This is a genomic window from Bacillus sp. CZDM1, assembly GCF_055502545.1.
In genome coordinates, this window is the sequence record NZ_JBUESO010000002.1 from 523,788 (window position 1) to 536,665 (window position 12,878).

Annotated in this window: 10 protein-coding genes; 3 read left to right on the forward strand and 7 right to left on the reverse strand. The window is 38.3% G+C overall.

Translation table 11 applies throughout. The features are described from left to right. Window positions 1-34: 34 nt before the first annotated feature. From ACY3XC_RS07060 to ACY3XC_RS07070, 3 genes are read right to left on the reverse strand one after another with little or no spacing between them, the layout of a single operon-like run. Window positions 35-871 (reverse strand): carbohydrate ABC transporter permease, encoded by an 837-nt coding sequence (locus ACY3XC_RS07060; RefSeq protein WP_179159585.1) that lies wholly within the window; start codon window positions 869-871, stop codon window positions 35-37. 1 nt (window position 872) lies between these two features. Beyond that, window positions 873-1,811: a carbohydrate ABC transporter permease gene (locus ACY3XC_RS07065; RefSeq protein ID WP_464867930.1), complete on the reverse strand. Its 939-nt coding sequence runs from the start codon at window positions 1,809-1,811 to the stop codon at window positions 873-875. 60 nt (window positions 1,812-1,871) lie between these two features. Then, a complete protein-coding gene (locus tag ACY3XC_RS07070; protein ID WP_464867931.1) occupies window positions 1,872-3,221 on the reverse strand; it encodes an ABC transporter substrate-binding protein in 1,350 nt (449 codons plus the stop codon). Window positions 3,222-3,445: 224 nt separating this feature from the next. On the opposite strand from ACY3XC_RS07070, the gene ACY3XC_RS07075 reads away from it, so the two are divergent. Together ACY3XC_RS07075 and ACY3XC_RS07080 are read left to right on the forward strand one after the other, a co-directional pair. Beyond that, a complete protein-coding gene (locus ACY3XC_RS07075) occupies window positions 3,446-5,218 on the forward strand; it encodes a sensor histidine kinase (protein ID WP_464867932.1) in 1,773 nt (590 codons plus the stop codon). Continuing rightward, window positions 5,193-5,942 carry a response regulator transcription factor gene (locus ACY3XC_RS07080; protein WP_464867933.1) on the forward strand — a complete coding sequence of 250 codons (750 nt, stop codon included), beginning with the start codon at window positions 5,193-5,195 and terminating at the stop codon, window positions 5,940-5,942. Before ACY3XC_RS07075 ends, ACY3XC_RS07080 begins: the two co-directional genes overlap by 26 nt. A gap of 366 nt (window positions 5,943-6,308) precedes the next feature. On the opposite strand, the gene ACY3XC_RS07085 is transcribed toward ACY3XC_RS07080, so the two are convergent. From ACY3XC_RS07085 to ACY3XC_RS07100, 4 genes are all read right to left on the reverse strand, one after another. Further along, window positions 6,309-7,523, reverse strand: coding sequence for a metallophosphoesterase family protein (locus ACY3XC_RS07085; protein ID WP_464867934.1), 1,215 nt, complete (start codon window positions 7,521-7,523; stop codon window positions 6,309-6,311). A 268-nt stretch (window positions 7,524-7,791) separates the two neighbouring features. Next, entirely contained in the window at window positions 7,792-9,246 is a 1,455-nt protein-coding gene (locus ACY3XC_RS07090) for a Na+/H+ antiporter NhaC family protein (protein ID WP_464867935.1), read from the reverse strand. A 59-nt stretch (window positions 9,247-9,305) separates the two neighbouring features. After that, window positions 9,306-10,352, reverse strand: a complete 1,047-nt coding sequence (locus ACY3XC_RS07095) for an aldo/keto reductase (RefSeq protein WP_464867936.1) — start codon at window positions 10,350-10,352, stop codon at window positions 9,306-9,308. Window positions 10,353-10,357: 5 nt separating this feature from the next. Further along, on the reverse strand, window positions 10,358-10,696 hold the full coding sequence (locus ACY3XC_RS07100) for a TIGR04076 family protein (RefSeq protein WP_464867937.1): 339 nt from the start codon (window positions 10,694-10,696) through the stop codon (window positions 10,358-10,360). An 868-nt stretch (window positions 10,697-11,564) separates the two neighbouring features. On the opposite strand from ACY3XC_RS07100, the gene ACY3XC_RS07105 reads away from it, so the two are divergent. Then, a complete protein-coding gene (locus ACY3XC_RS07105) occupies window positions 11,565-12,821 on the forward strand; it encodes a YeeE/YedE family protein (protein WP_464868049.1) in 1,257 nt (418 codons plus the stop codon). Window positions 12,822-12,878: the final 57 nt, after the last annotated feature.

Genomic DNA, 12,878 nt, shown 5'->3' on the forward strand with positions numbered 1-12,878 from the left:
CTTTTGTTTTCATTTTTATATGAAACTACAAGTATTATTTATTTGCTCCACTAGCCATTCCCTCAACAAAGGAACGTTGGAAGATCAGATACACAATAATACTTGGGATCATGCTAATAACAGTGCCTCCAAAGATTAATCCAAAGTTAGTAGATTGTTCTCCTTGGAAAGAATAAAGACCTAATGAAATCGTAAATTTTTCTTGTGATATTAATAGGACAAGCGGAAGTAAGAAGTCATTCCAAATATTCATAAAAGTAAAGATAAGGAGTGCAACAAGTCCTGGTTTTGCTAAAGGTAACATAACCGACCAGTACGTTCTCCATTCCCCTGCACCATCAATGGCAGCAGATTCCCGAAGTTCCTTCGGAACATCCCGAAATGTATTCCTCATGAGGAAGATGGAAAACGGAAGTGCAAGTCCGACAGACACTAAGGTTACGCCAGTTAAAGTGTCTACCATTCCCATAGATTTAAGTTGAAAGAAGATTGGAATGATAATGGCTTGAACAGGCAGTGCCATACCCAATAAGACTAAATAAAAGAGTAGGTTATTTCCTTTAAAAGTAAGCTGTGCAAACGCATAACCTGCTGGTGCTGCTACAAGTGCAACGAGTACCATGCCACCAATTGTGATAAATGCACTATTTAAAAAGTAAGTTTTAAAGTTTCCTAAATTCCAAGCACCGATATAATTATCGAAATTCCATGATTTAGGTAATGAGAAAGGCGAACTAAAGATCTCCATATTCGATTTAAAACTAGCTAATACCGCGTAAAAGATAGGAGATGTGATGAAAAGCAACAAAACTGACAATGTAATCCAGAGAGTTACCTGGGACCCTTTTAGCTGTTTTAATCGCGTACCCATACTATTCAGTCCTTTCTCGATAATAGTTAAAGCCAATTGTGAATGCGATTACAATAATCCCCAACACCACACTACCAGCTGTTGCATAGCTCACTTTGTTCATACTGAATGCAGCTTTATACACATATGTCGATACAAGTTCACTCATATAGAATGGTCCGCCCTGGGTCATGATCCAAATTAATGCAAATCCTTTAAGGGCGTGGATGATGACCATACTGATGACAACATTTAAGGTATTTCTCAAACTTGGAATGGTAATATTCCAAAACTTACTGATCGGGCCAGCACCATCAATATCTGCTGCTTCATATAGGCTGTAGTCAATACTTTGAAGACCTGCAAGGAAGAGAATTAAATATAATCCATAGAACGCCCATGTACTTGCAATGACGAGAGCAGGAATTACAAATAACGGTTCCCCTAGCCAGTTTTTTGCCAAACTCTCTAACCCAACTGATTTCAGAAAGACATTAATGGGTCCCATCATTGGATCATAGATTTTCGACCAAAGTACTCCAACAACGGCTAAGGATAGAACACTTGGCAGGTAAAATCCTGCCCTAAAGAACATTTTTCCCTTTTTCACCCTGCTGATTAATACCGCCAACACTAAGGTAGGAACCACCATGAGAGTAAGACTTAGTACCACCCACAATAGGTTATGACCTAATGATTTTAAGAAAACGTCGTCCTTTGTCAGCTGGACATAATTTTCGATTCCTACAAAGTTCATGCTTGGTGATGCTCCATCCCAATCGAAGAAGCTAAATCGAACAGCGTCAATCATCGGATATAACATAAAAACGGCATATAATATCAATCCTGGCAGAAGAAAAGATGCGATTGTTATGGCTTTCTTGATCTTCAACTTTGTTTTACTATTGACAGCAACTACACTTTTTTTATCCATTTCTATTAATGGCGTTGATTGAGTCATGTAATGACCTCCCTTCTTCGTAGGGACCTGTTCACACGACCAAGTCCCATTCTCAAACCGTTATTTTAAACTAAATCCATTCGCGCGGTCTTTTTCTGCACCCTTCTCAATGTTGTCCATTGCCTCTTGTGGTGTAACTAATCCACCAACAAGCCCTTGTAGGTTTTGGTAATAAGCTTCCTTCGCTTCTACTCCCATAAACACACTTGGATTATACCCAGAACCATCTTCAATTGATTTCATTGCAGATTTTAATACGTCACCAACAGGTTCAATGCTTTCTGAAGCCTTAGAAGCTGGGATAAAGTTATAGTCAGGTAAATTTAATACGATATTGCTATAGTCTTCAGATAGAATGAAGTCCATCCATTTTTCAGCATATTCTACGTCTTTCGCCTTTGTAGGAACTACCCATGTTAATCCAATTCCACCGACCGGCTGCGCGACATCTCCATCAACAAAGGATGGCATCATAAACATATTTACACTTTCCTCAAGCTTTTGATCCGCTAAATCCGTAATGAGGTACGTACCTTCAGCTTCAATGGCAGCTTGTTTCGATAAAAATCTAAACTTTGAATCGGCTTGGGTTTGTGTAACAGATTCTTTCGTTATATAGCCTTTATCAACCCAATCAGAGATCATTTCAGCAACCTCTACGACTTTAGGGTCATTCCATTTTCCATCACCATAGAATAATTCCACTACTTGTTCTGTTCCCATTACACTTTCCATCATGACTCCGAAAATCCAACCAATCGCATACCCATTTCTTGCCCCAACTGTAATGGGTGCAACGCCCTCATCTTTAAGAGTTTGAAGCGCTTTCAAAAATTCGTCTTTATTAGTAGGAACTTCGACACCATTCTGTTTAAAAATATCTTTGTTATAAAACATTCCAATTGCATCAATCATGTGAGGAACCTCATAAATGTTATCCCCTTTAGAAATCAGGTCATATGCAAAGGTTCTAAGGTCATCCTTCCACTTATTCTTCTCGTAAAGTTTATTTAATGGTTGGATTAGATTTACATCTGATAGAATCGATACCCTTCCTGGACCTGCATTCATTAAGATAACATCCGGAGGTTCGATCCCTGATTGTAAGAGAGTAGGAAGCTTTCCAGACTCTACTTGTACATCCCCATTTGTAATGTTTACCTCTATATCAGGATTAATTTCCTTAAACTTTTCAACAACGCTAGCCCATTGCTGCTTTTCAACATCGTTATAGTAGTTAGGTATTAATAGATCAAGTACATGATTATTCCCACTTGCTGATTCGTTTTTTACTTCCTTTGAATCTGTTTTTGTTTGATCTTGACTTGATGATGTCGGAGACTGACACGCTGTTGTAAGAATCATCAATAACACTAGTAAAAAAGAAATCTTATGTTTGTTCCCCTTCATAAACATCCCCATCCCTTTTTCATATTAGTTTTCATTGTAACAGAATAGTAAATTATTATTTTACATTTCACGCTCCTTTCCATAGAATATAAGTAACGTTAATATATTAATAATTCTAAATGATTTAAACTTTCTTTCAATGGTGTGTGAGGTGGTTAAAAGGGGGGTGAATCGTGGTTAATATTTCATAGATGACAATACTGTCTATCATTCGGGGGAAAATAATGAAATTCATTAACTCTATCTTTTTAAAGCTATTTATGACATTTGTTCTTTTTTCATTTATTCCAATGGGCATTGTTGGCTGGTTTGCTTATGATAAATATTCCAATAATTTATATGAAAATTTACGATATCATGCAGATGATGTATTGGAGCAAAAGATGAGTTTTCTTTCAGCATTCATGAAGGACTTGGAACGAATGGATCAAGGGATTACTCAAAGTAAGATTTTTTCTGAGTTTCTCACAAACACAAATCCAATAGACCACCCAAAATATTATATTGAGCTTGATGAATTACTTTTAAGTATTCAAAATATAAGACCAGAAACGGAAGGAATCATGATCGTCAGCAACAATGGCTTTATTTACAATTATGGGTATTCTCATGATTTACAATTTAAAAATAAGGACTTCAAGAATCTTCCATGGATCAAAGAAATAGAAAAAAACAATGATGTCACTCCACAAATTACAGACCTGCACGTTCAACCCTATTCGAATTTAGATAAGAAGCAAAAGGTTTATTCTTATGTTAAAAAAGTTTGGGATCGAAAGATTAAGTCATTCGGATTTCTTATCATCGATTTTAAAGAAGATCTGTTAAAAGACATTCTACGTAATGATGGAGGCAGTTCTTTTAATAGTTCGGGTACCTTTATTCATGACAGTCATGGTTATGTATTAGAACCAGAGATTAATCTGGAATATAAGGACGTAGCAGCATCTACATCTGGATCTACCATTAAAAATCATTCTGGAAAAGAATTTATTGTTTTCACGAAGTATTTCCCACAAACAGGATGGTACGTATCAGAGTATTTTGAGAAAAATGCATTTTATGGAAAAGTCAATGAAATAAAAAAAATCGCAATGATTATTACGATCACAACTGCATTCATTTGTTTACTTGCATCCTTATTTATATCCCATCGAATTTCAACACCTATTAAGAATCTTGGCAGAGTGATGAAAAAAGTGGAATCAGGAAACCTTGATGAAAGGTTTGTTGTCCATTCAAAGGATGAAATAGGTGACCTCGGAAAAGGTTTTAATACGATGATTGGGGAAATAAAAAAATTAATTCAAGCAGTTAAACACGAAGAAAAATTAAAGAAAGAAGCAGAAATTACCGCATTACAATTACAAATTAATCCCCATTTTATTTATAACACCTTAGAAACGATTAATTCTTTGGCCCGTAAAAAAAGAGAACCTGAAATTAGCCGTCTGATTGTGCTACTTGGAAGACTACTGAGATCTAGTATAAGTTCATTTGAAGAAAAAATCCCAATCAAAAAGGAAATCAATTATATCGTCAGTTATTTAGAGATTCAAAAGGTACGGATGAGAGAACCATTAAACTACAGTATCTCTATCGATCCAATATTAGATGAATATCTATCGGTGAAATGGATTCTGCAGCCTATCGTTGAAAATGCGATCATTCATGGGATTGACCCCTTAAAATCATCCGGAAATATAGAGATTATCGGGGAAAACAGAGGCTCAACCATTTTATTTACAATTAAAGATAATGGAGTCGGAATGGATTCTTTCATGCTACAACAGATTCGTCACCAGCTTAAATTCAGCTCCGAAAACCTCGCGAAATATAAGAATAAAATCGGGCTTTACAATGTACAAACAAGAATTCATTCGCATTACGGCAGTTCTTTTGGTATTACAATAGATAGTGAGGTAAATATGGGTACAACCGTTACCATTTCAATCCCAATGGAGGTATATGATGCTCAAAATGTTAATAGTAGATGATGACTGGCTTATATCGGATAGTTTGAAATCATTGGATGAATGGCATGAGCGAAATATCGATGTGGTTGGCACGGCCGAGAATGGGAAAGAGGCTATATTTTGGATGGAAAAAGAGAAACTGGACATTATTTTAACGGATATCCGTATGCCTGAAATGGATGGTATTGAGTTAACCAAGCATATATATGAAAAGGAACCGAACATACATGTGATCATTATGAGTGGATACGAGGAGTTTTCTTACGCTCAAAAAGCGATGAGATACAATGCTAAAGGATATATTCTAAAACCAATCGATACGGATGAACTTATGGATGCAATTGATAGAATTAAGGCGGACATGAACCCTACCAAAAAGGTCGAGCCAGAATCTGATAACGACCCAACCACTTATCATGAAAGACTGGTTTTAGGTGCGCAATCCTACATATTGTCTAATCTAATGAAACCGTTAACATTAAAGGAAATTGCTAACCGTTTACATCTTACCGATCACTATTTTGGTCAAGTATTTAAATCTGTCACGGGCGAAACTTTTTTAAATTATTTAACAAGGATTCGTATGGAGAAAGCATGTGAATTAACCAAAAACCCTAATCTAAAAATATATGAAATTGGCACTCTTGTGGGATATAAGGATCCTAAATCCTTTGCAAAAACATTCCAAAGATTATACAACATGACACCCAATGAATTTCGGAAACAATACTTTACTAATGAATAGGTATAAATCCGAAGAAAAGTGATAAACCCCGAAAGTTAATCGGGGTTTATCTTGTTTATATATGATAGCTATCTGTAACGGTTGATAGAAGACAAGCGATCCCATTGCAAAAAGAAAACCAACGACAAACACAAAAAATGAATTTCAGAACCTTTCAAGTCAATTAACTTATTATTTTTACGAAAAAACCAATACAAAGCCCCTTTGATGGATAAAATCAAAGGGGTTTACTTGTGCTGTTTATCTTGTTGAAACACTATCCAGGAAAAAAATTAGGACGTCATGGCTACTTCCCTTCCCTCGCCGGTAGTGTGTCACCTCGAAAATAAAACGGTTAGGAACTGTTACCAGCCGTTTTAAGTCAAACTATTTAACTACTTTTTCTTTCTTTTTGCTTACATCGATTGGACCTGGAGAAATGCTCTGGTCATTGGCTTTCAGATCGATACCATAGTCCTTTGCAAACACCATATGTGTTTCTACCAGCACATCTGCAGTATTTTCATCCAAATTAAAAACCCTTGCACCGCGTAATCTATTTCGATCTGCACCCGGAAGACCATATGTACCAAAACCAACATTTCCGGCATAACCAAGCAGGATGCCATAATAGTTACCCATGTAGGTGTTTACATGATCATGGCCACAGAAAACACCTTTGACATCTCCCCTCTCAAGCATTGCTGAGAACATGCCGCTATTGATCGGGCCTGGGCATTCCTCTTCATTTCTTTCTCCGACAATATTATGCTTGTTCACAGCATTAGCGTGGTTTTCGTCCGTTCTACTATCTACACTCGCAAACCACATATAACGATATTCCCAAAGCGGAATATGAATAAATACAAGCGAAGGAACCTTGTGACCCCATTGTTTCTCTAAGTTTTTAGAGGTTTCGCTATACCAGCTTACTTGGTTAAAACGCAGCCAGTCCCAGGTTGGATATCCCTCAAAGTCTTGACCAGCAATAGTATTAGGAGCATATCTTCCACTGTCAAGCAACCAAAGATTAAAAGCAGCATCTGTACCTTTGGAATTTTTGATAAGGAGATTCATATTCCCGGTTCCAGTAATATCTTTTACACTCGCCTTGTTCAAATTGTATTTATAAGACATGTAAATTTCGAGCATGTCCTCTTCATTAAGGCCACTTTTTGGAGTGGAGTCCTCATCATGGTTTCCATATGTAATCGCCCACTTTATCCCTCTCTTCTCCATAGGTTGTGCCACATTATTTATCGCTTGTTTCATCTCAAGAGGTGTATCACAACCGCCTGTAATGTTGTCACCGTTAAGGACAACAAAATCTGGTTTTTCAGTATCAAGGACTTTTTCCATCAACTCAATCGTACGACGGTCAATGTTTTCATCATCTTGGCTATCGTTAAACTGAACAATTTTAAATTTTCCGTCCGGTTTGAATTGAAGCTTGATATCCTCATTTGCTGCGGCATGTACGGTATCTGTGAACATATTAGTCGGAATACCCGCTGACCCTAGTGTTAATGCCAATGTACTCAACCCGCCAATTTTGATAAAGCGCCGTCTGTCCAATCCCATTTTCAAGTCATATTTACTCATAATTAAATCTCCACATCCTTTTTTAAAAATATAATAAAAAGTACATCTATAAAAAGAGTAACAAGGAAGTTTTGATTCTGTGTTTCTACTATGTAAATTATTAATGTAAATTTGGTAAAGATTGCATATGTTTTAATTTTGAACAATTTGACCTGAGATTGTGGAATATTTAAGTCCATAACAAAAAGAGCTCACACGAATGAGCTCTTTACCCGTAAATCCTTATTAACACCAGAAACATGACTTTGAGTGCTGATAAAATCTCCCTCTACATAACTGCACTTTGCTTGGTATGTTCTTGGGGATTGCTAACCGCTTTCCCTTCTGAGCCTTCAAATTGGCGGCCCCATCCCGTTATGATCGAGAACAATAGAACCAAGAACAGTACCATGCAATAAATCATACCGCTGCTGACTTGTGTCAGGGATAGAGGCGGAATAAAATCATAGCCATCCGACAATAAAGCACCGAGGAACACAAAAACACTCAAGAACGGGACAACGAGCACGATGGCATTTGCAAAACCATCGAGTAGATTGGCTCGGCGGTAAGGATGGAGACCAACACGTTTGCCAATCTCATTCTGTACTTTTCCAAAGGTGGTCATCGATGCACTGGTCACACCGCCGAAAATCAACGTGGTAAACGAGATGCCTAACATCATCGCAAACTCAGCACCACGTACTGTTCGGCCCATTTTGCTGTTAAGGATGCCATTTGTGACTTTTTCAAGCACACCCGCACCGTTTAGTACACCCATGATACCGTAAACGGAAATGACCAGCGTGACCGTTGCCATCATACTGCTAATACCGCCCGTTAGGAATCCTGCTGGTGCACCATCTGCAACGGAAATAACATGATCAAAAGTTAAGAGGTTAAATGCTAATGCCGTGATGGTTCCTAAAACGATCCCTATAGTAATAGCTTTATAGATATTGCGTGTTATAATTGCCACCGTTAACATGATGGCGACTGGTACCAGCATGACAAGAGTAGTTGGATTCATGTTTGCCTCGAGGATTTCGGCTGCGCCCGCTCCTACCGTACCGCCGCCGCCGAAGATCCAGAACAGAACAAACGAGATCACACCTGCGACCAAGGAATACTTCAGTCGTGAGGCAACACAGCCGCCGATGTCAGCAAAGCCTTGTTTTTTTGTAAATTCTTGCGTTCCTGCAGAGATGATGGTGGTATCTGAAATGGGTGCCAGGTTATCTCCAAAAATAGTAGCACTGACGATGGCGCCCGCAAGGATAGCAGGGTCACAGCCCAACAATACTCCTGCTGGATAGAAAATAGGGAAGCAGATAAACATGGTTCCAATCGATGATCCGGTAGCAGTCGCAATGACACACACAGCTAAGAATGTAAATGCGGTGAATAAACCTCCATCCACGCCGAGCACATTGGCAAGCCATACGAAACCTGCCGAAATATTCGTCTCTTTGATCAGTGCCGAGAACATCCCAATCACAAATAGCAGAATGGTAATCGGTACAGCTTCCTTTACGCCATCATAGACTGAATCCCAGAAACGATCATAGTTACCCTTTTTCACAAAAACAGAACCTGCCATCAGTGCGACGAAAGCCCCCATGGCGAGTGCATACATTTCAAACGCTTTAAACACAATAAAATACAAGATACAGAAAAACAAAAATATCACGACTGGAATAAATGCAGCGCCCCAGCCACCTCTAAATTCAAGTCTTTTATTCATACCAGAACTCTCCTCTTCTATACTAAACTTTCTATTCTCAACTAAACATCCATTTTCATTTATTCTTCATTTAAATTCATCTTCATAATATTACGATATTTCGAATCAACCGTACGCTCTAACTCAAACGGTTCTCCGTCTACTATTGGATAGTTGTCTAAGAATTGTTTTATTTCTTCGATATCGGTACGATCAAGTTCGAAACCAAATATTTGCGTATTTGATTCAACATGTCTGCTATTTCTAACTCCAATAATAGATGCCCCGACACCTTGTTGATTTAAAATATATTTTGTAGCAATCTGAGAAACCTTGACAGAATGCTTTTTAGCGATTCTTTGCAGCAATACCAACAATTCCTGATAGCCATCCCAGCCCAAGGTATCTTCAATCACCTGAAAATATTTAACGTGAGAGCGCGTTTCGGGTTGAATCGAAGTTTGGCCAATCCATTTTTCCGCTAACAATCCGCCAGATAATGTACCGTAGCACAGCAGGGAAATTCCTTTGCTCTTACAATAATCTAGTAATTCTTTTTCTGGACGTCTATCAAAAACCGAGTATTGATTTTGACAAGACACAATAGGAATACCGGCATCAACGATTTCGCGCAAATGCTTCGTATCAAAGTTTGTAACAGCAATATTACGTATTTTTCCTTTTTCTTTAAGTTTCAACAGATCTTTCGCTCTTTCGATATATCCAGGCACACTGTAATCCCACCAATGAAACTGAACAAGATCCAACACATCTCGTTTTTGACGTTTGAGGCTTCTGTCAATGATCTTTTCTGTGTAATTATAATCGACCTCACTAAGCAAATTGATATCCGGTACATACTTGGTATGAATTTGAATATCATGCGGAGAAAGGGTGCTCCCTTCTTTAAGTTCCGTTAAAAATTCACCGAGAAGTTCTTCTGTACCCGTATAGATATCTGCACAATCAAATGTCGTAAATCCTCTTTCAGCCAGCATATGGAAGGCCTTTTTAACATCTTGCATATCTAACTTTGCTTGTAAGCTATGGCCTTCCGATAGCTGCCAACACCCGTTGATCACTCTGCTAATACTATAATCTTTTGCTAATTGTAATCGTTCTGCCACTGTAGTTACTCTCCTTTATGTATAGGTTCTATTGTGCATTCTGCATGACTAAATGTTTTCGTTTCAGTACGAGTTATTTTAAATCTTGCCCCACAGTTTGGATCTGGGCAGGCTATCAAACTATCAGACAACATCCAGTCATTATTATGTAATGGTCGCTGCTTTGCAGGCAGTAATGGCAAAATAGCGCTTAAGGCATACATAGAAAATGAATTCGTCTCCGGGAAAATCAGATTTTCCCCTACAACTAAGAAGTAGTCACCTTCCGTATGACTGCATACCATTGGTTTATCTGTACCTACCACCTCTACCTTTAAGTTATAGAGCGTAAATTTATCATCCATAGCACCTTTTCCTTTCTATATTGATTTTTGTAAAGCTATGAGAATTCATAGGCGGAGAATTTCCGGTTAATGTATATAGATGTAGATGAAGTAGCAGTAATAAGCGGAGAAATTCCGGTTAGCTGCTTTAAATACGACTAATTCCAAAGATTTCGATCTTATAACCGGAAAAACTCCGCTTATTTTTAAGGTAATATGGCCTTTTTTCAATTTAGACGGAAATCTTCCGTCTATTTTCAAACACAATGAAATCAACATTCAGTTTTAACTGCACAAAAAAAACACCTGCCTTAAATAAAAATTCAAGGACAAGTGTTATAACCTGCGGTACCACCTTGTTTGATATGTATCACCATACCCACTCAATAGAGTGCCTACACACTCTTAGCCCTATAACGCTGGCTCTGCGTCTAAGCTACTAAATAAACTATCTTTCACTTCGCCCTCGGAGGCCCATTTGCTGTCTCGTGTCTGTCCGGCTTACACCATCCCGGATTCGCTGAGAGATCGTTTAACAGTTTTACTCCCTCGTCTTTGGTTTAGAAAATGATATCATCCTAGTTTTGAAGTGTCAATAATAATGCTAATATTAAAACAATTTAACACTATTTTTGCATGGGTTCCGGAAACAACTTTGTACCTATGCTACTATTCTATTTTCTACTAGAGTATTAACTATCATTGAGGAACTGTTATAACCAAACTAGTAATTAAACCTTTCCTATCTCATAGGCAATAGTAACGACATGTTCCTGCCTTGTTCCTTAGTTTTTCCATTTACTTTTTAAAAATTTGTTTATATAATGGGGTATCCATAAAACACACTAAACTTATAGGTTATGAGGTGAATAACTTGTCGCAAACAACATTGGATGCAACAACAAAGACGAAATATACATCGTGGAATCAAAAATCAGCAACTTTTGTTACAAGCCTTAATTCTGTTCAGCTAAAGCTAGTTTTGTCAGGCATCATCGCAGCCCTTCTCCTATTAGCAGCGATTGTTTATTCAGCAAATTGGACACAAGGTGTTCTTTTCATCATTGGTTTGATGCTTGGAGCAGCGCTACTGTACGCTCGTTTTGGTTTTACGTCAGCGTTCCGCCGATTAGTTTCTATTGGAAATGTTCAGGGACTGCAAGCACATATGCTAATGTTTGCCCTCTCGACTACATTATTTGCCATTATTCTAAGTACTGGTTTTAGCTTTACCGGTGGTACTCCTGCTGGATATGTTTCACCTGTAGGCATACCCGTTTTATTCGGTGCTTTTCTATTTGGAATAGGCATGCAGCTTGGAAATGGATGTGCTTCGGGATTACTCTATAATCTAGGCGGGGGTACCTCCTCTATGGTCTTGACCCTTTTTGCTTTTATTACTGGCTCGACCTTAGGTGCCTATCATTTTTCCTTCTGGATGGAGGAAACACCAACACTTCCACCTATTTCTTTAGCCACATCAACAGGGCTTGGATACTTTGGGGCATGGCTGGTTCAATTGATCCTGTTTGCCGTTATTTATTGGATCACGATTCAGATTGCTAAAAAGAAAAATCCGCCAATGATGAAGCCACTGCCGACCACAACAGGGTGGAAAAAGGTTATTCGAGGTTCTTGGCCATTATTAGCAGCTGCCATTGTATTAGCCATCCTTAATGCATTAACCTTAACAGTAAGAGGAACACCATGGGGAATCACTTCTGCTTTCGCACTTTGGGGCGGCAAAACGTTAAATGCTTTTGGCGTCGAAGTGACAAGCTGGGGTTATTTTACAGGTGCAAACAGCGAGGCATTGAAAAATTCCGTTTTATCTGATTCTACTAGTGTGATGAATTTTGGAATTATCTTAGGTGCATTTATTTCAGCATCGTTCCAAGGTACTTTTAAACCAAAGAAAATAAAGCCGGGTGTAGCCGGAGCTTCGATTCTTGGTGGACTATTGATGGGATATGGTTCTCGTCTTGCATTCGGTTGTAACATTGGAGCCTACTTCGGTGGGATCTCATCTTTCAGCCTTCATGGATGGGTTTGGATGATCATGGCGTTGATCGGAACTTTCGCAGCCCTCTTTATTCGACCTATGTTTGGATTGAAAAATCCATCCTCAAAAGATACATTTTGTTAAAAGATAAAAGTGCCAGGACCCTATTGGTCCTGGCACTTTTATCTCCTTGTCTATCTA